Here is a 23,867-nt window from a genome sequence, read left to right on the forward strand (position 1 = left end):
GGAGGTTGGACCAACGTGATCCGCAGAAAGCAGGCATTCGCGATCACCGCCGTGATCGCCGCCCTGTCCCTGACCGCCGCTTGCGGTGGCAGTGACGGCAAGACGAAGACCGAGGGCAAGGGCGGCGCCGCCTTCAACGCCGCCACCACCGGCATGGTGAACCCCTCGGACGCCAAGGGCGGGGAGCTCAAGCTCTGGTCGCCGCAGGACGTCGACTACCTCGACCCGGCGCGTGCCTACTACGGCTTCGTGTGGGACATCCAGCGCCTCTACGTGCGCCAGCTGCTCGCGTACGACAGCAAGCCGGGCAAGGACGGCAGCAAGCTCGTCCCGGACCTCGCCGAGGCCCTGCCGGTCCTGAGCAACGAGGGCAAGACGTACACCCTCAAGATCAAGGACGGCGTCAAGTTCGAGGACGGCACGCCGATCACCTCGAAGGACTTCAAGTACGGCATCGAGCGCGTCTTCGCGCAGGACGTGCTGTCCGGCGGTCCCACCTACCTGATCGACATCCTCGACCAGGGCCAGAAGTACCCCGGCCCCTACAAGGACACCGACGCCAACAAGATGGGCCTGAAGTCCGTCGAGACGCCGGACGACAAGACGATCGTCTTCAACCTGGCGAGCGCCAACTCCGACTTCAGCTACCTGCTGGCGATGCCGTCCTCCTCGCCGGTCCCGCAGGCCAAGGACACGGGCGCCACGTACACCAACAAGCCCGTCTCCACCGGTCCGTACAAGGTCGAGAGCTTCACCGCGAGCAAGGGCGCGACTTTCGTCCGCAACGAGAACTGGGACCCGAAGACCGACACGATCCGCAAGGGTCTGCCGGACAAGGTCTCCTTCACGGTGACCACCAACCCGGACGACATGGACGCGCGTCTGCTGTCGGGCGACATCGACCTCGCCATCGACGGCACGGGCATGCAGCAGGCCGGCAAGAACAAGGTCCTCAAGGACGAGAAGCTGAAGGCCAACGCGGACAACCCGTTCACGGGCTACATCCGCTACTTCGCCTTCCCGACCACGGTCGCGCCGTTCGACAACATCGAGTGCCGCAAGGCCGTCATCTACGCGGCCGACCCGAAGTCCCTGCAGACCGCCCGCGGCGGCCCGACCAGCGGTGACCTCGGCGCGAACATGCTGCCGCCCGGCATCCCCGGTGCCGACAAGAGCTACGACCCGTTCAACCTGACCAAGGGCGAGCCGCAGGAGGCCAAGGCCAAGGAGGCCCTCAAGGCCTGCGGCAAGCCGGACGGGTTCGAGACCACCATCGCGGTGCGCAACAACCGCGCCCCCGAGGTGAAGACGGCCGAGTCGCTCCAGGCCTCGCTCGCCAAGGTCGGCATCAAGGTCACCATCGACCAGTACGACGGCAAGCTCTCCTCCTCCGTGATCGGTTCGCCCGAGAACGTGAAGAAGAAGAACTACGGCATCATCGTGATGGGCTGGGGCGCCGACTACAACTCCGGCTCGGGCTTCCTGCAGCCGCTCGTCGACGGGTCGTTCATCCAGCCCAACGGCAACAACAACTACACGATGATCAACGACCCGGAGATCAACCAGCTGTTCAAGACGGCAGCCGCCGCCGCGACTCCGGAAGCCGCAGCCCCGTTCTACACGGACATCAACAAGAAGGTCATGGAGAAGGCGCTCTACCTTCCCATCAACTTCGACAAGGCCTTCGTCTACCACAACCCGCGTCTGACGAACGTCTACTTCAACGACTCCATGGGCAAGATCGACCTGGCCACGGTCGGCATCGCCGCCAAGTAACAGCAGGCAAGTGCCTTCACCGCACATGCGCTAGTCCGAAGGGCAGGTGAAGGCCGCAGGCGGCGGCTGCCGTCCCCAAAAGGGACGGCAGCCGCCCGCCCCGGGCGGCCGACTGCAGTGCTCGTCTACCTCATACGGCGGCTGTTCAACGTCGTCGCCACGCTGTTGGTGGTCTCCGTGGTCACCTTCGGCATCTTCTTCGCGGTCCCCAAGATCACAGGCAGCGATCCGGCCCTGATGTACGCCGGTCGCGAGACCAACGAGACCGCCCTGGCGGGCATCCGCGTGAAGATGGGCTTCGACAAGCCCATCTCCGAGCAGTACCTGACCTTCGTCAAGGGCATCTTCGTCGGCCGTGACTACGACGGCGGCACCGATGTCACCCACTGCGCCGCCCCCTGCTTCGGATACTCCTTCAAGACCGAGGCGCCCGTCTGGGAGACCATGGTCGACCGCATGCCGGTCACCCTCTCGCTCGCCCTCGGCGCGGCGGTCATCTGGGTGATCGCCGGTGTGGCGACCGGTGTGGTCTCGGCGCTCAAACGCCGCACCGCCATCGACCGCACGGTGATGGTCGGCGCGCTGGCCGGCGTCTCCCTGCCGATCTTCTTCACCGGCATGGTGGCCCCCGCGATCTTCGTCTACGGCCTCGGCTGGCTGGACGTGTCCAACTACCGACCACTCACCGAGGATCCGGTCGCCTGGCTCAACTCCATGCTCCTGCCCTGGGTGACCCTGGCCTTCCTCTTCGCCGCCACCTACGCCCGCATCACGCGCGCCACGATGCTGGACGTGCTCGGCGAGGACTACATCCGCACCGCCCGCGCCAAGGGACTCAAGGAGGGCGTGGTCATCCGCAAGCACGCCCTGCGCTCCACCCTCACCCCGATCGTCACGATGTTCGGCCTCGACCTCGGCGGACTCCTCGGCGGCGCGGTGCTCACCGAGACGACCTTCAACTTCCAGGGTCTGGGGACGGCGGCCGTCGCCGCCATCGGCCAGGGCGACCTGCCCGTGATCATGGGCGTCACCCTGCTCGCCGCGCTGTTCGTGGTGATGGCCAACCTGATCGTGGACCTGCTGTACGCCGTCATCGACCCGCGCGTGAGGCTGACGTGACCGAGAACCCCACCACCGGCAGCGGGCCCGCGTTCGTGCCCGAGCAGGCCGGGCCGCCGGCTCAGGGCACGGCCTTCCTGTCCGTACGCGACCTCAAGGTGCACTTCCCGACCGACGACGGCCTGGTCAAGTCCGTCGACGGGCTCTCCTTCGACCTGGAGCGCGGCAAGACGCTCGGCATCGTCGGCGAGTCCGGTTCCGGCAAGTCGGTGACCTCGCTGGCCATCATGGGCCTGCACCGCACCGGCAACGCCCGCAGCCGCCCGCACATCTCGGGCCAGGTCGTGCTCGACGGCGAGGACCTCGTACGGGCCGACGCCGACCACGTGCGCAAGCTGCGCGGGCACAAGATGGCGATGGTCTTCCAGGACCCGCTGTCCGCGATGCACCCGTACTACTCGGTCGGCAAGCAGATCATCGAGGCGTACCGGACCCACCACGACGTCGACAAGAAGACCGCCCGCACCCGGGCGGTCGAGATGCTCGACCGCGTCGGGATCCCGGAGCCCCACCGGCGCGTCGACGCGTACCCGCACGAGTTCTCCGGCGGTATGCGCCAGCGCGCGATGATCGCGATGGCCCTGGTCAACAACCCCGAACTGCTCATCGCGGACGAGCCGACCACCGCCCTCGACGTCACCGTCCAGGCGCAGATCCTCGACCTGATCCGCGACCTCCAGAAGGAGTTCGGCTCCGCGGTCATCATGATCACGCACGACCTCGGCGTGGTCGCCGAGATGGCCGACGACATCCTCGTGATGTACGGCGGCCGGTGCGTCGAGCGCGGCAGCGCCGAGAAGGTCTTCTACGAACCCCGCCACCCCTACACCTGGGGCCTGCTCGGCTCCATGCCGCGTATCGACCGCGAGCAGACCGAGCGCCTGATCCCGGTCAAGGGCTCGCCGCCCAGCCTCATCAACATCCCGAGCGGCTGCGCCTTCAACCCGCGCTGCCCGTACGCCGACGTCCCCAAGGGCGGCATCACCCGCACCCAGCGGCCCGAGCTGACCGAGGACGGCGGCCGGCACTGGTCCGCGTGCCACATGTCGCACGACGAGCGGACCCGGATCTGGACCGAAGAGATTGCGCCGAAGCTGTGACCGACATGAAGAAGACGGACGCGCCGCAGGCCTCCGAGGCGGAGCCGCTGCTCAAGGTGACCGGCCTGGTCAAGCACTTCCCCATCAACAAGGGGCTGCTGCGCCGGCAGGTCGGGGCCGTCAAGGCCGTGGACGGCATCGACTTCGACGTCCGGCGCGGTGAGACGCTCGGTGTCGTCGGCGAGTCCGGCTGCGGCAAGTCGACGATGGGCCGGCTGATCACGCGCCTGCTGGAGCCGACGGGCGGCACGGTCGAGTTCGAGGGGCGCGACATCACGCACCTGTCGGTCTCCGGGATGCGCCCGCTGCGCCGCGACGTGCAGATGATCTTCCAGGACCCGTACGGCTCGCTGAACCCGCGCCACACGGTCGGCACGATCGTCGGCGCCCCCTTCAAGCTCCAGGGCGTCCAGCCCGAGGGCGGGCTGAAGGCGGAGGTGCAGCGCCTGCTGTCCCTGGTGGGGCTCAACCCGGAGCACTACAACCGCTACCCGCACGAGTTCTCGGGCGGCCAGCGCCAGCGCATCGGCATCGCCCGCGCGCTGGCCCTCAATCCGAAGCTGGTCGTCGCCGACGAGCCGGTCTCGGCGCTGGACGTGTCGATCCAGGCGCAGGTGGTGAACCTCCTGGACGACCTCCAGGAGGAGCTCGGCCTCACGTACGTGATCATCGCGCACGATCTGTCGGTCATCCGGCACGTGTCGGACCGCATCGCGGTGATGTACCTCGGCAAGATCGTGGAGCTGACCGACCGCAAGTCGCTCTACGAGAACCCGATGCACCCGTACACCAAGGCCCTGCTGTCGGCCGTGCCGGTGCCGGACCCGCGCCGCCGGGGCGCCAAGAGCGGCCGGATCCTGCTCAAGGGCGACGTCCCCTCGCCCATCTCGCCGCCCTCCGGCTGCCGCTTCCACACGCGGTGCTGGAAGGCCACGCAGGTCTGCACCACGCAGGAGCCGCCGATGCTGACGCTGGCCACGGGCCACCAGGTGGCCTGCCACCACCCGGAGAACGCCGCCGACCAGGCACCGGGCGACCCGGCGCTGCCGGGCGCCGCGGAGGCCCTGGCCGTGGTCTCGGAGTAGCCCGCCTTCCCGCCGGCCCTTCCCCGCCACGCCGCCGTCCCGGGCCCCTGAAACGGAGCCCGGGACGGCGGCGTTCGGGCGCCCGGGCCGCGCGCGTCGGAGCGCCGGCCGGGCGCGCTGCACAATGGGGCGGTGCTCCACGATCTCTTCCCGCCCGGGATCCAGCATGCCCTGGACCTCGCCGGCATCTTCGTCTTCGCCACCGCGGGCGCGCTGCTCGCCGTACGCAAGAACTTCGACGTCTTCGGCATCTGCGTGCTGGCGCTCGTCACCGCCCTCGGCGGCGGCCTCTTCCGCGACCTCGTGATCGGCGCCGTCCCGCCGGCCGCCTTCGGCGAGCTCAGCTTCTTCGTGACCCCGTTGGTCGCGGCGGTCATCGTCTACTTCCTCCACCCCGAGGTGCAGCGGATCAACCGCGCGATCAACGTGTTCGACGCCGCCGGCCTCGGCCTGTTCTGCGTCACCGGCACGACCAAGGCCTACGAGTTCGGCCTCGGGCTCACCGCCTCCGCGGCGCTCGGCGTGGCCACGGCCGTCGGCGGGGGCGTCCTGCGCGACGTCCTGGCCAACGAGGTCCCGTCGCTGCTGCGCGACCGCGAGATGTACGCCGTCCCCGCCGTCGTCGGCGCCGCGATGGTGGCCCTGTCCATCGCCTTCGACGCCCTCAACGCCGCCACGACCGCCGCGGCGATCGTCACCACCTTCGTGCTCCGGCTCCTCGCCATGCGCTACCACTGGCGGGCGCCGCTGGCCTGGAACCGCCGCTCCTCGGTGGCCGAGGAGCCGTAACCTGCACGTAGCAAAGGAAAGCTACCGCTTAGTAGCTACCGGCGGTAGGCTGAATCCATGGCATACGCAGCGGCCCAGGCCTCCATCGGCGACAGCGAATTCGACCGGGACACCACCGTCACCGCCCGCGCGGACGAGCCCGGCGTGTACGACGCGGAGCTCTCCGCCGGATGGACGATCATCACCGCCGTGAACGGCGGCTACCTGCTGGCCCTGGTCGGCCGGGCCCTTTCTGCGGCCCTGCCGCACCCGGACCCCTTCACCGTCTCCGCCCACTACCTGACCTCCTCGGTGCCCGGCCCCGCCGTGATCCGCACCGAGGTCGTCCGGATCGGGCGCACCCTCTCCACCGGCCAGGCCTCCCTCTTCCAGTACGACGAGAGCGGCGCCGAGATCGAGCGGATCCGCGTCGTCGCCTCGTACGGCGACCTCGCCTCCCTCCCGGACGACGTCCGCACCACCGCCGTCCCGCCGGTGTTCCCGGCGTACGAGGACTGCCTCGGCCCCGAGGCCGGCCCGGCCCCGATCCCCGGCAGCAACGCGATCGTGGACCGCCTCCGGCTGCGGCTGGATCCGGCCACCGCGGGCTGGGCGGTCGGCGCGCCCTCCGGCAAGGGCGAGATGCGGGCCTGGTTCGAGCTGGCCGACGGCCGCGACGCCGATCCGCTGTCGATGCTGCTCGCGGTGGACGCGCTGCCGCCGACCTGCTTCGACCTGGGCCTGATGGGCTGGAGCCCCACCATCGAGCTCACCGCGCACGTCCGCCGGCGCCCGGCCCCCGGCCCGCTGCGGATCTCCATCACCACCCGCAACCTGGCCGGCGGCTTCCTGGAGGAGGACGCCGAGGTCTGGGACTCCGCGGACCACCTGGTGGCCCAGTCCCGCCAACTGGCCCGCGCCCCGCGCTGACCCGGGGCCCCCGCCGCCGCGGCCCCCGTTCCGGGCCGCGCCCGGGCCCCCGTTCCGGGCCGAGCCGGGTCCCGTTCCGGGCCGGCGCGAGTCCCCCCTCCCGGCTGCGCCGGGTCCTCGCCGCACCGGGGGTCCGGGGCCGGGGAGGGGACTCGTAGAATCAGGGGATCATGGCCTACCTCGACCACGCCGCCACCACCCCGATGCTCCCGGAGGCCGCTGCGGCGATGACCGCGCAGTTCGCCACCACGGGCAACGCGTCCTCCCTCCACGCCGCCGGCCGCCGTGCCCGCCGTACCGTCGAGGAGGCCCGCGAGGCCCTCGCCGAGGCACTCGGCGCCCGCCCGAGCGAGGTGGTCTTCACCGCGGGCGGCACGGAGGCCGACAACCTCGCCGTCAAGGGCCTCTACTGGGCCCGCCGCGACGCCGACCCCGCCCGGACGAGGGTGCTCGCCAGCCCCGTCGAGCACCACGCCGTCCTCGACGCCGTCCACTGGCTCGGCGAGCACGAGGGCGCCCGGATCGAGTACCTCCCCGTCGACCGCCACGGCCGCGTGCACCCCGACGACCTGCGCGAGGCCATCGCGCGCAACCCCGACGACGTGGCCCTGGCCACCGTCATGTGGGCCAACAACGAGATCGGCACCGTCATGCCGGTCCGCGAACTGGCCGCGGTCGCCCGCGAGTCCGGCATCCCCCTGCACTCCGACGCCGTCCAGGCCTTCGGACAGCTCGACGTCCGCTTCGGCGACAGCGGCCTCGTCGCCATGACCGTCAGCGGCCACAAGATCGGCGGCCCGTACGGCATCGGCGCGCTGCTGCTCGGCCGCGACCAGAGCCCCGTACCCGTCCTGCACGGCGGCGGCCAGGAGCGGCACGTGCGCTCCGGGACCCTCGACGTGCCCGCCATCGCCGCCTTCGCGGTGGCCGCCGTGATCGCCGCGCAGCGGCGCGAGAGGTTCGCCGCCGAGATCGGCGCGCTGCGCGACGAACTCGTCGCCGCCGTGCTGCGCCAGGTGCCCGACGCCGTCCTCGGCGGGGACCCCGACGACCGGCTCCCGGCCAACGCGCACTTCAGCTTCCCCGGCTGCGAGGGCGACTCGCTGCTGCTCCTGCTGGACGCCCAGGGCATCGAGTGCTCCACCGGCTCCGCCTGCACCGCCGGCGTGGCCCAGCCCAGCCACGTCCTGCTGGCCACCGGCACCGATCCGCAGCTGGCCCGCGGCACCCTGCGCTTCTCCCTCGGCCACACCTCCACCAAGGAGGACGTCGAGGCCGTGGCCGCGGCGATCGGCCCGGCCGTCGAGCGCGCCCGCACGGCAGGCCTGAGCTAGCGGGGGCTCCCGGTCAGGCCGGGGTGGCCGCGAGCTCCGAGCGGACCAGGCCCAGGTAGCGGTCCCAGTCCCAGTGGGGGCCCGGGTCCGTGTGATCGGTGCCCCGGACCTCGGAGTGGGCCAGTACGTGCGAACGGTCCACGGGTATGCCGTAGCGGCGGCACACATCGGCGGCGAGACGGGCCGAAGCCGCGTACAACGCCTGCGTGAAGTCCTGCGGCCGGTCCACGAAGCCCTCGTGCTCGATGCCCACGCTGCGCTCGTTCATCGAGCGGTTCCCCGAGTGGAAGGCGACGTCCATCTCGCGCACCATCTGCTCTATGCGCCCGTCCTGGCCGACGATGTAGTGCGCGGACGCCTGGTGGAACGGACTCCTGAAGGCGTCCACCGAGGACGCGAAGCTGCCCTGCGTGACATGCACCACGATCCGGTCCACACGGTAGTCCCCGGGCCGGTCCGCCATCCGCCAGTTCGCCGGCGAGGCCGAGGTCCACTCCGCGCCCACGTGGTCCACCTCGCCCTCCTTGCGGGGCCTGCCCGCGCCCGGCAGCAGCCACCAGGCACGCCGCAGCTCGTCATGCCCCGCGATCGCCGCCACCGTGAAGACCCCCAGGCCCCCGAACAGCAGCGCACGGCGCGTCCTGCGCGGACCCGCCTCCGGCGTGGCCCCGGCTTTGCTCCCCATGTGATCCACCCCCCGCAGGTGATAACGCGCTGTGACCCCGGCCGGTTCCCCCGTACTCTGGACGGTGCTATGACTGAGAACCTGCCGCGCACCTCACGCCTGCCCCTCGCTGCGCCGGAGGGCCCCCGCCTTCGCGTCCTGGCCGCCATGTCCGGCGGCGTGGACTCCGCCGTCGCCGCCGCCCGCGCCGTCGAAGCCGGGCACGACGTGACCGGCGTCCACCTCGCGCTCTCCGCGAACCCGCAGTCCTTCCGGACCGGCGCCCGCGGCTGCTGCACCATCGAGGACTCCCGCGACGCCCGCCGCGCGGCCGACGTCATCGGCATCCCGTTCTACGTGTGGGACCTCGCCGAGCGCTTCCGCGAGGACGTCGTGGAGGACTTCATCTCCGAGTACGAGGCCGGGCGCACCCCCAACCCCTGCCTGCGCTGCAACGAGAAGATCAAGTTCGCTGCCCTGCTCGACAAGGCCCTCGCCCTCGGCTTCGACGCCGTGTGCACCGGCCACTACGCGACCGTCGTCCTGAACGAGGACGGCACGCGCGAGCTGCACCGCGCCAGCGACATGGCCAAGGACCAGTCCTACGTCCTCGGCGTCCTCGACGAGAAGCAGCTGGCCCACGCCCTCTTCCCGCTCGGCGACACCCTGACCACCAAGGAAGAGATCCGCGCCGAGGCCGAGGAGCGCGGCCTGGCCGTCGCGAAGAAGCCCGACAGCCACGACATCTGCTTCATCGCCGACGGCGACACCCAGGGCTTCCTCGCGAGCCGCCTCGGCAAGGCCGAGGGCGACATCGTGGACGAGGCGAGCGGCGAGAAGGTCGGCACCCACGACGGCGCCTTCGGCTTCACCATCGGCCAGCGCAAGGGCCTGCGGATCGGCCACCCGGCCCCCGACGGCAAGCCGCGCTACGTCCTCGACATCTCCCCGGTGAACAACACCGTCACCGTCGGCCCCGTCGAGGCCCTCGACGTCAGCGCCCTGACCGCGATCCGGCCCCGCTGGTGCGGCTCCGCCGCCGCCGCGCCGGGCACGTACACCGCACAGCTGCGCGCCCACGGCGGCGAGAGCGAGGTCTTCGCCGAGCTCGTGGACGACGAGCTGCGGGTGCGCTTCACGGAGCCGGTCCGCGGCGTGGCCCCCGGCCAGGCGATCGTCCTCTACGACGGCACGCGCGTGGTCGGCTCCGCCACCATCGCGACGACCACCCGGGCCGCGGCCGCCGCCGTCTGAGCCCCGCCCCCGCGGGCGGGAGCGGGGCGGCCCTCAGGCGACGGTCAGGACGATCTTGCCGGTGGTGCGGCCCTGCTCGCCGATCTCGTGGGCCTTCGCGGCCTGCTCCAGCGGCAGCACCGTGTCGATCAGGGGCTTGACCAGGCCTTGGTCGGCCAGGGCCGCGATCTCCTGGAGGCCCCTCAGGTCCGGCTCCACCAGGACCCAGGAGGCGTGGACGCCCTGCGGGTCGGCCGGGAGCCCGTCCGGGCCCGGCAGCGTCACCAGGTGGCCGCCCGGCTTCAGCACCTTCAGCGAGCGCTGTCCGTAGTCGCCGCCGACCGCGTCGATCACGACGTCCACGTCGGAGACGGCGTCCTCGAAGTCCGTGGTGCGGTAGTCGAGCACCTCGTCGGCGCCCAGCGCGCGCAGCAGCTCGTGCTTGGCCGCGCTGGCCGTGCCGATCACGTACGCGCCGCGGGCCTTGGCGATCTGCACCGCCAGGTGGCCCACCCCGCCGGCCGCGGCGTGGACCAGCACCCGCTGCCCGGCCGTGACCCCGGCGGTGTCCACCAGCGCCTGCCAGGCGGTCAGCGCGGCCAGCGGCAGGGCGGCCGCCTGGACGTGGTCCAGGGAGGCCGGCTTGCGGGCGAAGTGCCGGGCCGGCGCGGCCACGTACTCGGCGTAGCCGCCCGCCTGGCGCGGGAAGTTCGGCATCCCGTACACCTCGTCGCCCGCGCGGTACAGCGTCACGCCCGGTCCGACCGCCTCCACGGTGCCCGAGACGTCCCAGCCGACCATCGGGACCTCGCCCCAGCCGATGAGGCCGCCGCTGGCCCGGGTCTTCCAGTCCACCGGGTTCACGCCGGCCGCGCGGACGCGGACGAGGATCTCGTTCAGGCCCGGCTCGGGGCGCTCCGCCTCGACCTCGGTGAGAACCTCCGGTCCGCCCCACTGGCTCACGACGACGGCACGCATAACTGTCTCCTTCATGGTTCTTCCACGGCTTCCCGTACCGGTTCTCCCGGTCGGTGCGTCCAGCTTGGCCGCTGCCCGGGACGTCTGGTGTTGGCCGGACGGCCACCATGTGACAGGATCTGGCCATGACCGTTGTGCACCGTATCGCCGTCCTCGCCCTGGAAGGCGTGGCCCCGTTCGAGCTCGGCATGCCCTCGCGGGTCTTCGGCAACGCCCACGGCGAGGACGGCCGCGCCCTGTACGAGGTCACCGTCTGCACCGCCGACGGCCGGCCCGTGAACAGCGACGCGGGCTTCTCCGTCGGCGTCACGGCAGGCCCCGAGGCCCTCGCCGCGGCCGACACCGTGATCGTCCCGCCCACCCACGCCATGCCGGGCCTGCTGCGCGGCGAACCCCTGCCGCAGCCCCTCGTCGCGGCGCTCGCCGCCATCCGGCCCGGCACCCGGATCGTGTCGATCTGCACCGGCTCCGAGGTCCTCGCCGCCGCCGGGATGCTCGACGGCCGGGCGGCCACCACCCACTGGGAGCACGCGCCGGAGTTCCAGCGCGCCTTCCCGCGCGTCAAGCTCGACGAGGACGTGCTCTTCGTCGACGACGGGGACGTCCTCACCTCGGCCGGCGTGGCCGCCGGCATCGACCTGTGCCTCTACCTGATCCGCGCCGACCACGGCACCGTCGTCGCCAACCGCGCCGCGCGGCTGTGCGTCGTACCGCCCTGGCGCGACGGCGGGCAGGCGCAGTACATCGACCGGCCCGTTCCCGAGCCCACCGTGGCCACCACCACCGCCACCCGCGCCTGGGCCCTGGAGCGGCTCGCGGAGCCGGTCACCCTGGCCGAGCTGGCCGCCCACGCCCGGATGAGCCTGCGCACCTTCACCCGGCGCTTCCGTGACGAGGTGGGCATGACCCCGGTGCAGTGGCTCACCGTCCAGCGCCTCGAAGTCGCCCGCCAGCTGCTGGAGTCCAGTGACCTGCCGGTGGACCTGGTCGCGCACCGGTCGGGCTTCGGCTCCGCCAACTCGCTGCGCCAGCACATGCGGGCCGCCCTCGGCATCTCGCCGATCGCCTACCGCAGGACCTTCCGGCCCGGCAGCCCGGTGCCCGTGGGGGCATGACCCCGCAGGTAATGGCCGTCGCCTCGCCGCCTTGGCAGGATCGGGGCAACACACCGATCCCGCGCCACACTTGAGACTGCGGAGGCCATGACCATGACCGCGTACGCCATCGCCACCATGCGCCCCGGGACCATGAACGAGGACGTCCTGCGCTACATCGAGGAGATCCAGTCGACGATGGACCCCTTCGAGGGCCGCTTCCTCGTCCACGGAGCCCAGGTCGAGGTCGTGGAAGGGCCCTTCCCCGGCACCGTCGTGGTCCTCGCCTTCCCGGACATGGAACGCGCCCGCGCCTGGTACGCCTCCCCGGCCTACCAGGCCCTGATCCCGCTGCGCACCCGCCACATCCCGGGCGAGGTCATCCTCGTCGACGGAGTCCCGCCCGGCTACGACGCCACGAAGACGGCGGCCCGCCTGCGCGCCGAAGCGGGACTCTGACCGCACGGCCGCGCCGGGCGACCGGGCGGGCGGGGCCGGTCCCCGCGGCGCCGTACGAGGAGCGGCGGCGGGTGGGGCGGCCCCGCCCGCTGAACCGGGGGCGGGCAGGGGGTCGGCCGGGCCCCTGGGAGCATGCGCGACCTGCGAGCATGGGCGGTATGGCTACTCACCTGATCACCGGTGCCGGCGCGGGCATCGGCGCCGCCGTCGCCGCGCGTCTGCACGCCCGCGGCGACGACCTCGTCCTGCTCGCCCGAGACGCCGCCCGCGGCAAGCAGCTCGTCGAGCGCTACCCCGGCTCCCGCGCGCTCGTCGGCGACCTCTCCGACCCCGACCGGCTGTCGTGGGCCTTCTCCAAGCAGCCCGTGCCCGAGCGGATCGACTCGCTCCTGCACATCGCCGGGATCGTCGACCTCGGCCCCGTCGGCGAGCTGCGCCCCAAGACCTGGCACGAGCAGCTCAACGTGAACCTGATCGCCCCCGCCGAGGTCACCCGCCTGCTGCTGCCCACCCTGCGCGCCTCCCGCGCCACCGTGGTCTTCGTGAACTCCGGCGCCGGCCTGACCGCCCACGCCGAGTGGGGCGCGTACGCCGCCTCCAAGCACGGCCTCAAGGCCCTCGCCGACTCGCTGCGCGCCGAGGAGAAGCCGAACGGCATCCGCGTCACCTCCGTCTACCCCGGCCGGACCGCGACCGCGATGCAGGCCAAGGTGCACTCGCAGGAGGGCAGGGAGTACGACCCCGCCGCCTGGATCGACCCCGAGTCCGTGGCCACCACGATCGTCATGGCCGTCGACCTGCCCCGCGACGCCGAGGTCAACGACCTGAGCGTCAGGCCCGGCCGATGACCGCGGGTGCCACCGGAGTCGGCTCGCTCCCCGGCGGCGACGCCCGCGAGGCCGCCCGGACCGCCACCGGCTCCTTCGAGGACTTCCCGTACCTGCCCGAGCTCCCCGCCCGCGGCCCCGGCGCGGACATGATCGGCCGCTCCCTCGGGCTGCTCGTCGACATGTACGCCCACGTCGAGCCCAGCGGCTGGCGCATCAGCGACCGCCCGGGCCGGGACTCCAAGCGGGCCCGGTCCTGGCTCGGCGAGGACCTCGACGCCCTGGAGGAGTTCACCCAGGGGTACCAGGGGAAGCTCAAGGTCCAGGCCGTCGGCCCGTGGACGCTGGCCACCGCTCTGGAACTGCACGGCGGCGAGGCCGTGCTCCAGGACGCCGGCGCCTGCCGCGACCTGGCCGGATCCCTCGCGGAGGGGCTGCGCGACCACCTGGCGGACGTGAGGAAGCGCGTCCCCGGCGCCGAGATCGTCCTCCAGCTCGACGAGCCCTCCCTGACCGCCGTGCTGCTCGGCCGCGTGCGGTCCGCGAGCAAGTACCGCACGTACCGGGCCGTGGACCGGCAGGTCGTCGAGGGCACGCTGCGCGAGCTGTTCGCCGTCCACGACGGAGAGGTCGTCGTCCACTCGTGCGCGCCCGAGGTGCCCTTCGGACTGCTCCGGCGGGCCGGCGCAACGGGGGTGTCGTTCGATTTCTCCCTGCTCACCGAGCGCGAGGACGACGCCATCGGTGAGGCCGTCGAAAGCGGCACGAAACTCTTCGCCGGAGTGGTGCCGGGCACCGACGCCCCGTTGTCGGACCCGGGCGGTAGCGTCATGGGTGTCAGGAAGCTCTGGCGCAGGCTGGGGCTGGCCCCGGGGACTCTGGCGGAGTCCGTCGTGGTCACCCCGGCGTGCGGTCTGGCGGGCGCTTCGCCCGCCTACGCGCGCGCCGCGCAGGCGCACTGCGCCAGAGCGGCGAGGTCGCTCGCCGACAACCCTGAGTGACGGAAACAGACGGGCCACGGGAGGACACGGCATGGCAGCCGAACAGAAGCAGTCCGGCGACGGCACGGCCGCGCCGGCGGCGGTGCGCGAGCAGCACGCGCTGCTGGCCGAGCAGGTCGAGGAGCACCGCTTCCGGTACTACGTGAACGACCAGCCGGTCGTCAGCGACGCCGAGTTCGACAAGCTGCTGCGCTCCCTGGAGGCGCTGGAGGACCAGTACCCGGAGCTGCGCACCCCCGACTCGCCCACCCAGAAGGTGGCCGGGGCGTACGAGACGGACTTCGCCTCCGTCGTGCACCGGGAGCGCATGCTCTCCCTCGACAACGCCTTCGACGAGGAGGAGTTGGCGGCCTGGGCCGAGCGGGTGGCCCGGGACGTCAACACCCCCGACTTCCACTACCTGTGCGAGCTCAAGGTGGACGGCCTCGCCGTCAACCTCACGTACGAGAAGGGCCGCCTGACCCGGGCCGCCACCCGCGGCGACGGCCGCACCGGCGAGGACATCACGCCCAACGTGCGCACCATCGCGGACATCCCGGACCGCCTCAAGGGCGACCGGATCCCCGAGCTCGTCGAGATCCGCGGCGAGGTCTTCTTCCCGATGGAGAAGTTCGAGGAGCTCAACGCCCGGCTCGTCGAGGCCGGGGACAAGCCCTTCGCCAACCCGCGCAACGCGGCGGCCGGTTCGCTGCGCCAGAAGGACCCGAAGGTCACCGCCACCCGCCCGCTGCACATGGTGGTGCACGGCATCGGCGCGCGCGAGGGCTTCGAGATCGACAAGCTCAGCCACGCGTACGAGCTGCTCGGCGAGTGGGGTCTGCCCACGGCCCGGCACAACAAGGCGGTGGCCTCGCTCGCCGAGGTCCGCGAGTTCATCGCCTACTTCGGCGAGAACCGGCACTCCGTCGAGCACGAGATCGACGGCGTCGTCGTCAAGCTCGACGAGATCCCGCTCCAGGGCCGCCTGGGCTCCACCGCCCGCGCCCCGCGCTGGGCGATCGCCTGGAAGTACGCCCCCGAAGAGGTCAACACCAAGCTGATCGACATCAAGGTCGGCGTCGGCCGCACCGGCCGGGTGACCCCGTACGCGCAGGTGGAGCCGGTGACGGTGGCGGGCTCCGAGGTCGAGTTCGCGACCCTGCACAACCAGGAGGTCGTCAAGGCCAAGGGCGTCCTCATCGGGGACACGGTCGTGCTCCGCAAGGCCGGCGACGTCATCCCCGAGATCCTCGGCCCCGTGGTGGACCTGCGCGACGGCACCGAGCGGGAGTTCGCCATGCCGGCCGAATGCCCCGAGTGCGGGACGGCGCTGCGGCCGATGAAGGAGGGGGACATCGACCTCCGGTGTCCCAACGGGCAGACCTGCCCCGCCCAGTTGCGCGAGCGGCTGTACTACCTGGCGGGCCGCCAGTGCCTGGACATCGAGAACTTCGGGGCGGTGGCCGCGGCCGCGCTCACCAACCCGCTGGAGCCGGCCGAGCCGCCCATGCTCGACGAGGGCGACCTGTTCGGCCTCACCATCGAGCAGCTGCTGCCCATCAAGGCGTACGTCCTCGACGCCGACAGCGGGCTGCCCAAGCGCGATCCGAAGACCGGCGAGGAGAAGATCGTCACGGTCTTCGCCAACCAGAAGGGCGAGCCGAAGAAGAACGCCCTGTCCATGCTGGAGAACATCGCGGCCGCCAAGGAGCGGCCCCTGGCCCGCTTCATCAACGGCCTCTCCATCCGCCACGTGGGCCCCGTCGCTGCGGAGACCCTGGCCCGCGAGTTCCGTTCGATCGAGCGGATCGAGCAGGCCACCGAGGAGGAGCTCGCCGCCACCGAGGGGGTCGGCCCAATCATCGCGGCGGCGGTCAAGGAGTGGTTCGCCGTCGACTGGCACCAGGAGATCCTGCGCAAGTGGCGCGAGGCCGGGGTGCGGCTGGAGGAGGAGGGTTCCGGCGAGGACCAGGGGCCGCGCCCGCTGGAGGGCCTGACCGTCGTCGTCACCGGCACTTTGCAGAGCCACACGCGCGACGGGGCCAAGGATGCCCTGCAGAGCCGTGGCGCCAAGGTGACGGGATCCGTCTCCAAGAAGACCTCGTTCGTCGTGGTCGGCGAGAACCCGGGCTCCAAGTACGACAAGGCGATGCAGCTGAAGCTGGCCGTCCTCGACGACGCGGGCTTCGCGGTCCTCCTCGAACAGGGTCCGGACGCGGCGCGCGAGGCGGCGCTCCCGGTGGACGACGGCACCGCGGCGCAGTAGGGGCCCCCGGCCGACACGCGGGTCCGCTGGGCGGGGGAGTAGCGAAGGCGAACGGATGCGTGGCGTGCGGCCGTACGGGCGGGCGCACGCCAGGCGCAACTCCCGGTGGTAAAAGGCCGGTAGAGGGCTGTTCGCAGGGCAGTGACCTGTCGGATCATCGGATGGGTGACCCGGGAGTCCTGGTCCGAACTCACCCGTTCGGCGGATACCGTACTGATGACGATGGCTGGGCCGCATTCGGGCAACCGCCGCCGACCGCTGCCCCTGGGGGCCTCCCGCGTCCTACTGTTGAGGGGGGCGCCTGTCGTGCACGGCTGCGTGATGCGCTTCCAGCCGTGGTGGCATGACATCGGGGCCATCGCGTGCATCGGCATTGCCGGCTGTGAGAGGGACGGGCATGAAACCCACCGAAAGCGCCGACCCGTCACCTGATGTCGGCGGGGAGATCCCGTCCATGCGGACGGGCCGGCTCGGTGTCCTGGGCGCCAGGACACCGGACACCCACCCGCTCGACTCCGGCACGGGCGCGGGCAGAGCGGCGGCGCAGCGCACCGTGCTGCCGTTCGTCGTCGTGGGCCTGTCCGCCGTCGTCCTCGCGATCGGCATCGTCTCCGCGCTGAGCCAGCGTCACGCCCTGTTCCCCGGCGGCCCGGTCGGCTGGGCACTGGCCCTGCTGACCGGCATCATCGTCGGCCACCTCGTCGCGCTCGGCCGCGACCGCTGGTGGGGCGGCACCGGTTCGGGCGCGGCGCTCACCCTCGGCGTGCTGGTCCTCTACGGGTGGGTGCCCGCGGGACTGGTCTCCCTCGCGGTGGTCTCCCTGGTCGGGGCCGCGCGCCGGCACCGCTGGCGCCAGGGGCTGCTGCACGGCGCCACCGACATCCTCGGCATCGGGGCCGGGGCCCTCGTACTCGCGGCGTTCGGCCAGGAGCCGACCGTCGAGTCCCCCTGGCGGCCCACCACCTGGGGGCTGGAGGCGGTCCCGGAGATCGTCCTGGTGGCCCTCGCCTACCTGCTCGTCACCAAGGCCCTGCTGTGGCTCGCGCAGACCCCGCGCGGAGGCTCCCTGCCCACCGTCGCCCGCACGGCCCTGCTCCGCCAGGTCTTAGTCGCGGTCGCCCTGCTCGGCATCGCGCCGCTGATCTGCGTGGTCGCCGTGGCGCAGCCGGTGCTGCTGCCGCTGTTCGCCGTACCCCTGATCGCCCTGGACTCCACCTTGTGGATCGCCCGGGCGCGCGCCGAGGAGCAGCTGCGCGACCCCCTGACCGGGCTGCCGAACCGGCAGTGGCTGCTGGAGCGGGCCTGGTCCGCGCTGGACGAGGCTGAACGTTTGGGCACCCGGTCGGCTCTTGTGCTCATCGACCTGGACCGCTTCCGCGCCGTCAACGACACGCTGGGCCACCTCGCCGGCGACCGGCTGCTGCTCCAGATCGCCGACCGGCTCCGCCAGGCCCTGCCCGAGGACGCCGAGGCCGCACGCCTGGGCGGCGACGAGTTCGCCGTACTGCTGCCCGTCGCCGACTCCACCACCAGTGCCCAGCGGGTCGCCCGCCACCTCGTCGCCGAGCTCAGCTCACCCCTCGACCTGGACGGCCTGACCCTCGTCCTGGAGGCCAGCGCCGGCCTCGCCGTCTTCCCCGACCACGCGCTCGACGCGGAGGGGCTGCTGCGCCGCGCCGACGTCGCCATGTACCAGGCGAAGCGGGACCGCACCGGCGTGGAGGTGTACGAGTCCAAGCGCGACAGCAACACGCCCGACCGCCTCGGCCTCCTCGGAGACCTGCGCCGCGCCCTCGACGCCGGCGAGGTGGAACTGCACTACCAGCCCAAGGTCCGCTTCGACGGCCAGGTGGCCGGGCTCGAAGCCCTGGTGCGCTGGGTGCACCCGGAGCGCGGCCGGGTCTCGCCGGACGAGTTCATCGCGATCGCCGAGACCTCGGGGCTGATGCCCCACCTCACCGAGTACGTGCTGGAGACCGCCCTCGCCCAGGTGGCGCGCTGGAGGGCGCAGGGCCTGAAGGTCCCGGTCGCCGTCAACGTCTCCCCGCGCGACGTCCACACCCCCGGCTTCGCGGGCGCCGTCGCGGCCCGGCTGGCCCGGCACGGGGTCCCGGCCAGCGGCCTCCAGCTGGAGATAACGGAACACGTCCTGCTGGAGGACCCGCAGCGGGCCGCCGACACCATGGCGGGCCTGACCGGCCACGGGGTCAAGATGTCGCTCGACGACTTCGGCACCGGCTACTCCTCCCTCGTGCACCTGCGGCGGCTGCCGGTCAGCGAGCTGAAGATCGACCGCTCGTTCGTGGCGCGGCTCGCGGTCGACGCGCAGGACGCGGAGATCGTCCGCTGCACCGTCGACCTCGCGCACTCGCTGGGGCTGCTCGTCGTCGCCGAGGGCGTCGAGGACGACGAGACCTGGGAGCGCCTGCGCGACCTGGGCTGCGACGCCGTCCAGGGCTGGCTCGTCGCGGCCGCGATGCCCCCGCAGGAGGCCACGGCCTGGCTGCTGGCCCGCGGCGAGCGCGGCTGGCGCCGGCCCGCGGACATCACGGCGGAACTGTCGGCCTCCCCGGCCGCGGCACCGGCGGAAACCCCGGCCCCGTAGCCGCCGGGGGCGCGTACCGAGGGGTTCGGGGGGCCGGAGCGGCCCCCCGGTGGCAAACGGTTTCGTGGGTCCGGGGCCCCGCCCCATAGGATTGGGCACGAAACTACACACTCACCACCCCCAGAGGATCGCTGCATGCCTGGCATCACGCGCGAGGAGGTCGCCCACCTCGCTCGGCTGGCACGTCTGGAACTGAAGAGCGAAGAGCTCGACCACTTCGCCGGACAGCTCGACGACATCATCGGCGCGGTCGCCCGCGTTTCCGAGGTCGCCGACCAAGACGTCCCGCCGACCTCCCACCCGCTGCCGCTGACGAACGTCATGCGCGCGGACGAGGTCCGTCCGTCGCTCACCCCCGAGCAGGCGCTTTCCGGCGCTCCCGCCCAGGAGCAGCAGCGTTTCAAGGTGCCGCAGATCCTGGGGGAGGACTAACAACCATGACCGACCAGATCATCAAGCTCACGGCCGCCCAGACCGCCGAGAAGATCGCCTCCGGCGAGCTCACGGCCGTCGAGGTCACCGAGGCCCACCTGGCCCGCATCGACGCGACCGACGAGAAGGTCCACGCCTTCCTGCACGTCGACCGCGAGGGTGCCCTCGCCCAGGCGCGCGCCGTCGACGCCAAGCGCGAGCGCGGCGAGAAGCTGGGCTCGCTGGCCGGCGTCCCGCTCGCCCTCAAGGACATCTTCACCACCGTCGGGGTCCCGACCACCGTCGGCTCGAAGATCCTCGAAGGCTGGATCCCGCCGTACGACGCCACCCTGACGCGCAAGCTCAAGGAAGCCGACGTCGTCATCCTCGGCAAGACCAACATGGACGAGTTCGCCATGGGGTCCTCCACCGAGAACAGCGCCTACGGGCCCACCGGCAACCCCTGGGACCTGACCCGCATCCCCGGCGGCTCCGGCGGCGGCTCCGCGGCCGCGCTGGCCGCCTTCCAGGCCCCCCTCGCGATCGGCACGGACACCGGCGGCTCCATCCGCCAGCCTGCCTCCGTCACCGGCACGGTAGGCGTGAAGCCCACGTACGGCGGCGTCTCCCGCTACGGCATGGTCGCCTTCTCCTCCTCCCTCGACCAGGGCGGGCCCTGCGCCCGCACGGTCCTGGACGCGGCGCTCCTGCACGAGGTCATCGCCGGCCACGACCCGATGGACTCCACCTCCATCGACGCCCCGGTCCCGCCGGTCGTCGAGGCCGCCCGCAACGGCTCGGTCGCCGGCATGCGCGTCGGCGTCGTCAAGCAGTTCGCCGGCGAGGGCTACCAGGCCGGCGTCGTCCAGCGCTTCAACGAGTCCGTCGAGCTCCTCAAGGAGCTGGGCGCCGAGATCGTCGAGCTGGACTGCCCCTCCTTCGACCTCGCGATGGCCGCGTACTACCTGATCGCGCCGTCCGAGTGCTCCTCGAACCTGGCCCGCTTCGACGCCATGCGCTACGGCCTGCGCGTCGGCGACGACGGCACCCGGTCCGCCGAGGACGTCACCGCGCTCACCCGCGAAGCCGGCTTCGGCGACGAGGTCAAGCGCCGCATCATCCTGGGTACGTACGCGCTGAGCTCCGGCTACTACGACGCGTACTACGGCTCCGCCCAGAAGGTCCGCACGCTCATCACGCGGGACTTCGAGAAGTCCTTCGAGCAGGTCGACGTGATCGTCTCCCCGACGACCCCGACCACCGCATTCGCCATCGGTGAGCGCACCGACGACCCGCTGGCGATGTACCTCGCGGACCTGTGCACCATCCCGACCAACCTGGCCGGCAACGCCGCCATGTCGCTCCCGTGCGGCCTGGCGCCGGAGGACGGCCTGCCGGTCGGGCTGCAGATCATCGCCCCGGCGATGAAGGACGACCGGCTGTACAAGGTCGGCGCCGCCGTTGAGGCAGCCTTCGTCGAGCGCTGGGGACACCCGCTGCTTGAGGAGGCTCCGTCGCTGTGAGTGGTAGCGCACTGTCCAAGGCCAAGGGCTTCAAGAAGTCCAAGTCCGGTACGTACCTGTCGATCGGCACCACCGCCTTCGGTGCCATCAGCGTGATCAAGCAGGCCAGGAAGGCCCGCACCGACCACGACACGCTGAAGCTGGTCGACGCCGTTGTGTCCGCCGCCGCCATCGTCACCGGTCTCGCGATCCTGTACCGCGAGCTGAAGCGCCTCGGCGACGACGACGTTCTGCTGGGCTGAGAGGGAAGTTTCACTGTGACCGTCACCGAACTGCTGTCGTACGAGGACGCCCTCGCGTCGTACGACCCCGTCATGGGCCTGGAGGTCCATGTCGAGCTCGGCACCAGGACCAAGATGTTCTGCGGCTGCTCGACCGAGCTGGGCGCCGAGCCCAACTCGCAGACCTGCCCGGTCTGCCTCGGCCTGCCCGGCGCGCTGCCCGTCGTCAACGCCATCGGCATCGAGTCCGCCGTCAAGATCGGCCTCGCGCTGAACTGCGAGATCGCCGAGTGGTGCCGCTTCGCCCGGAAGAACTACTTCTACCCGGACATGCCGAAGAACTTCCAGACCTCCCAGTACGACGAGCCGATCGCCTTCAACGGCTACCTCGACGTGCAGCTGGAGGACGGCGAGATCTTCCGCGTGGAGATCGAGCGCGCCCACATGGAGGAGGACACCGGCAAGTCGCTGCACGTCGGCGGCGCCACCGGCCGTATCCACGGCGCGTCCCACTCCCTGCTGGACTACAACCGCGCCGGCATCCCGCTCATCGAGATCGTCACCAAGCCGATCGAGGGCGCGGGCGAGCGGGCCCCCGAGGTCGCCAAGGCGTACGTCGCCGAGCTGCGCGAGGTCATCAAGGCCCTCGGCGTCTCCGAGGCCCGCATGGACAAGGGCCAGATGCGCTGCGACGTGAACCTGTCGCTGCGACCCACCCCCGAGTCCGAGTTCGGCACCCGCAGCGAGACGAAGAACGTCAACTCGCTGCGCTCCGTCGAGCGCGCGGCGCGCTTCGAGATCCAGCGCCACGCGGCCGTGCTGTCGTCCGGCGGCACGATCGTGCAGGAGACCCGGCACTTCCACGAGGAGGACGGCTCCACCACCGCCGGCCGCATCAAGGACAACGCCGAGGACTACCGGTACTTCCCTGAGCCCGACCTGGTCCCCGTCGCCCCGGCCCGCGACTGGGTCGAGGAGCTGCGCGCCGGGCTGCCCGAGATGCCGCGCGTACGCCGCAACCGGCTCCGCGAGGAGTGGGGCGTGAGCGAGCACGACATGCAGTCGATCCTCAACGCGGGCGCGGTGGACTCCATCGTCGCCACGATCGAGGCGGGCGCCGATGCGGCGGCCGCGCGCAAGTGGTGGATGGGCGAGCTGGCCCGCAACGCCAACGAGCGGGGCGTCGTCGTCGACGAGCTGCCCATCACCCCGGCCGAGGTCGCGCGCGTCGCGGCCCTGGTCGCGGCCGGTGAGCTCAACGACAAGCTGGCCCGCCAGGTCCTGGAGGGCGTCCTCGCCGGCGAGGGCACCCCGGACGAGGTCGTCGAGAAGCGCGGCCTGAAGGTCGTCTCGGACGAGGGCGCGCTCGGCGCGGCCGTGGACGAGGCCATCGCGGGCAACGCGGCCATCGCGGACAAGATCCGCGGCGGCAAGATCGCTGCCGTCGGCGCCCTGGTCGGCGCGGTCATGAAGACCACGCGCGGCCAGGCCGACGCGGCCCGCGTCAAGGAGCTCATCCTGGAACGCCTGGGCGTCTCCGAGTAGTTCCGCGCCACGCGAGGGCCCCGCACCGCTCCCGGTGCGGGGCCCTCGCCGTCTCAGCGCTTGAGCTGGGGCGCGGCGATGACGACCGTGCCGTTGTCGCAGCCCTTGTCCACCCTGATGCGCAGCCGCAGGGCGCCGCTCACGTCCACGCTGTGGCTGATCGGCTTGCCCAGTTCCACGAGCTCGGAGAAGGCGGCGGGCTGGCCGTCGAGCGAGATGCTGACCCGGCCCTTCTCGTTCTGCGAACCGTCGTCGATCCCCGCGGTGAACTCCAGTGTCTTCCACTCGCGGTTCAGGTCGAACTCCGTGTAGGCGTCGAAATCGCAGTTGCGTGCCTGGATGAACGCGGCCCCGTACTGCTTGGTGTTGATCTTGGCGGGGCCCACCTCGAAGCCGCCCAGGTCCTTCACCGGAGCCATGACGGTCAGGTCGGCCGCCTTCACGCCGGGCGCCACGCCCGAAGGGGGTTGGGAGCCGGTCGCGGTGGGCTGGACCGCCGGGTCCTCGGACGCCGACCCGGACGGGGACGATCCGGGCGGCGGGGTGGGGGTCGGGCTCTCGACGGCCGGCGGGGACGCGGCCGCCTTGTTCCCGCCGTTCGCCGTGTTCGAGCCCTTCGCCTCCTCCGTGTCTCCGAACAGCTTGACTCCGATCACCGCGCCGGCGGCCACCATCAGCACCGCCAGCGCCGCCCCGAGCACCACCGCGGTCGGCCGGCGCCTGCGCGGGGGCGGACCGGGAGGAGGTTCGGCACGGGAGGCGGCCGCGGGCGCGGGACCGTATCCCTCGGGGACGCTCGCCTGCACCGGCGGGGGTGCGTACACCGGCTCGGCGGGGGTGGGCGGCGGGGCGGAGACCGGCTGGGGCTGCGGCCGCGGTGGAGGTGACGCCGGCATCACCGGCGCCGCCGCCGGCTGCTGCCGAGGCGCGGCCGTCGGGTGCGGCGGGG

21 protein-coding genes are annotated in these 23,867 nt (G+C 72.0%); 18 read left to right on the forward strand and 3 right to left on the reverse strand.

Annotation, left to right across the window (positions count from 1 at the left end; translation table 11 throughout):
• The first annotated feature begins 15 nt into the window (after positions 1-15).
• From ACS04_RS02210 to ACS04_RS02240, 7 genes are all read left to right on the forward strand, one after another.
• On the forward strand, positions 16-1,776 hold the full coding sequence (locus ACS04_RS02210) for an ABC transporter substrate-binding protein (RefSeq protein ID WP_048474739.1): 1,761 nt from the start codon (positions 16-18) through the stop codon (positions 1,774-1,776).
• 117 nt (positions 1,777-1,893) lie between these two features.
• The gene (locus ACS04_RS02215) at positions 1,894-2,895 is read left to right on the forward strand and encodes an ABC transporter permease (protein WP_030159166.1); all 1,002 of its coding nucleotides are present in this window, start codon (positions 1,894-1,896) and stop codon (positions 2,893-2,895) included.
• Positions 2,892-3,995, forward strand: coding sequence for an ABC transporter ATP-binding protein (locus tag ACS04_RS02220; RefSeq protein WP_107438506.1), 1,104 nt, complete (start codon positions 2,892-2,894; stop codon positions 3,993-3,995). Before ACS04_RS02215 ends, ACS04_RS02220 begins: the two co-directional genes overlap by 4 nt.
• Before the next feature lie 5 nt (positions 3,996-4,000).
• Positions 4,001-5,080 carry an ABC transporter ATP-binding protein gene (locus ACS04_RS02225; protein WP_245236247.1) on the forward strand — a complete coding sequence of 360 codons (1,080 nt, stop codon included), beginning with the start codon at positions 4,001-4,003 and terminating at the stop codon, positions 5,078-5,080.
• A gap of 132 nt (positions 5,081-5,212) precedes the next feature.
• Positions 5,213-5,869: a trimeric intracellular cation channel family protein gene (locus ACS04_RS02230; protein WP_048474741.1), complete on the forward strand. Its 657-nt coding sequence runs from the start codon at positions 5,213-5,215 to the stop codon at positions 5,867-5,869.
• A 57-nt stretch (positions 5,870-5,926) separates the two neighbouring features.
• Positions 5,927-6,778 (forward strand): thioesterase family protein, encoded by an 852-nt coding sequence (locus tag ACS04_RS02235; protein ID WP_048474742.1) that lies wholly within the window; start codon positions 5,927-5,929, stop codon positions 6,776-6,778.
• 170 nt (positions 6,779-6,948) lie between these two features.
• Positions 6,949-8,112 carry a cysteine desulfurase family protein gene (locus ACS04_RS02240; RefSeq protein ID WP_048474743.1) on the forward strand — a complete coding sequence of 388 codons (1,164 nt, stop codon included), beginning with the start codon at positions 6,949-6,951 and terminating at the stop codon, positions 8,110-8,112.
• A 13-nt stretch (positions 8,113-8,125) separates the two neighbouring features.
• Here the strand turns inward: ACS04_RS02240 and ACS04_RS02245 are convergent, their stop codons facing one another.
• Positions 8,126-8,797, reverse strand: coding sequence for an N-acetylmuramoyl-L-alanine amidase (locus tag ACS04_RS02245; RefSeq protein ID WP_048474744.1), 672 nt, complete (start codon positions 8,795-8,797; stop codon positions 8,126-8,128).
• A gap of 69 nt (positions 8,798-8,866) precedes the next feature.
• On the opposite strand from ACS04_RS02245, the gene mnmA reads away from it, so the two are divergent.
• Positions 8,867-10,030 (forward strand): tRNA 2-thiouridine(34) synthase MnmA, encoded by a 1,164-nt coding sequence (mnmA, locus tag ACS04_RS02250; RefSeq protein WP_048474745.1) that lies wholly within the window; start codon positions 8,867-8,869, stop codon positions 10,028-10,030.
• Between the two features lie 33 nt (positions 10,031-10,063).
• On the opposite strand, the gene ACS04_RS02255 is transcribed toward mnmA, so the two are convergent.
• On the reverse strand, positions 10,064-11,002 hold the full coding sequence (locus ACS04_RS02255; protein ID WP_048474746.1) for an NADP-dependent oxidoreductase: 939 nt from the start codon (positions 11,000-11,002) through the stop codon (positions 10,064-10,066).
• Between the two features lie 110 nt (positions 11,003-11,112).
• On the opposite strand from ACS04_RS02255, the gene ACS04_RS02260 reads away from it, so the two are divergent.
• The 10 genes from ACS04_RS02260 (at position 11,113) to gatB (ending at position 22,918) form a co-directional block, all read left to right on the forward strand.
• Positions 11,113-12,102, forward strand: coding sequence for a GlxA family transcriptional regulator (locus ACS04_RS02260; protein WP_048474747.1), 990 nt, complete (start codon positions 11,113-11,115; stop codon positions 12,100-12,102).
• Positions 12,103-12,195: 93 nt separating this feature from the next.
• Positions 12,196-12,540 carry a DUF1330 domain-containing protein gene (locus ACS04_RS02265; protein WP_048474772.1) on the forward strand — a complete coding sequence of 115 codons (345 nt, stop codon included), beginning with the start codon at positions 12,196-12,198 and terminating at the stop codon, positions 12,538-12,540.
• Between the two features lie 158 nt (positions 12,541-12,698).
• Positions 12,699-13,388 carry an SDR family oxidoreductase gene (locus tag ACS04_RS02270; protein ID WP_048474748.1) on the forward strand — a complete coding sequence of 230 codons (690 nt, stop codon included), beginning with the start codon at positions 12,699-12,701 and terminating at the stop codon, positions 13,386-13,388.
• Complete coding sequence (locus tag ACS04_RS02275; RefSeq protein WP_048474749.1) at positions 13,385-14,368, forward strand: methionine synthase; 984 nt, start codon at positions 13,385-13,387, stop codon at positions 14,366-14,368. The genes ACS04_RS02270 and ACS04_RS02275 overlap by 4 nt, the downstream gene beginning before the upstream one ends.
• Before the next feature lie 31 nt (positions 14,369-14,399).
• On the forward strand, positions 14,400-16,613 hold the full coding sequence (gene ligA, locus ACS04_RS02280; protein WP_048474750.1) for an NAD-dependent DNA ligase LigA: 2,214 nt from the start codon (positions 14,400-14,402) through the stop codon (positions 16,611-16,613).
• Between the two features lie 454 nt (positions 16,614-17,067).
• Positions 17,068-19,218 (forward strand): putative bifunctional diguanylate cyclase/phosphodiesterase, encoded by a 2,151-nt coding sequence (locus ACS04_RS02285; RefSeq protein ID WP_398023080.1) that lies wholly within the window; start codon positions 17,068-17,070, stop codon positions 19,216-19,218.
• Between the two features lie 135 nt (positions 19,219-19,353).
• Positions 19,354-19,650, forward strand: coding sequence for an Asp-tRNA(Asn)/Glu-tRNA(Gln) amidotransferase subunit GatC (gene gatC / locus ACS04_RS02290; protein WP_007266718.1), 297 nt, complete (start codon positions 19,354-19,356; stop codon positions 19,648-19,650).
• A gap of 5 nt (positions 19,651-19,655) precedes the next feature.
• Positions 19,656-21,152, forward strand: a complete 1,497-nt coding sequence (gene gatA, locus ACS04_RS02295; protein WP_048474752.1) for an Asp-tRNA(Asn)/Glu-tRNA(Gln) amidotransferase subunit GatA — start codon at positions 19,656-19,658, stop codon at positions 21,150-21,152.
• Positions 21,149-21,394 carry a hypothetical protein gene (locus tag ACS04_RS02300; RefSeq protein ID WP_048474753.1) on the forward strand — a complete coding sequence of 82 codons (246 nt, stop codon included), beginning with the start codon at positions 21,149-21,151 and terminating at the stop codon, positions 21,392-21,394. The genes gatA and ACS04_RS02300 overlap by 4 nt, the downstream gene beginning before the upstream one ends.
• 15 nt (positions 21,395-21,409) lie before the next feature.
• Positions 21,410-22,918, forward strand: coding sequence for an Asp-tRNA(Asn)/Glu-tRNA(Gln) amidotransferase subunit GatB (gatB, locus tag ACS04_RS02305; protein ID WP_048474754.1), 1,509 nt, complete (start codon positions 21,410-21,412; stop codon positions 22,916-22,918).
• Between the two features lie 53 nt (positions 22,919-22,971).
• Here the strand turns inward: gatB and ACS04_RS39980 are convergent.
• Positions 22,972-23,867 (reverse strand): NPCBM/NEW2 domain-containing protein (locus ACS04_RS39980; RefSeq protein WP_209441595.1); only part of this gene is annotated, 896 nt, incomplete at its 5' end.

Origin of the sequence: Streptomyces roseus, from assembly GCF_001044425.1 — a bacterium.
Classification (GTDB): Bacteria; Actinomycetota; Actinomycetes; order Streptomycetales; family Streptomycetaceae; genus Streptomyces; species Streptomyces roseus.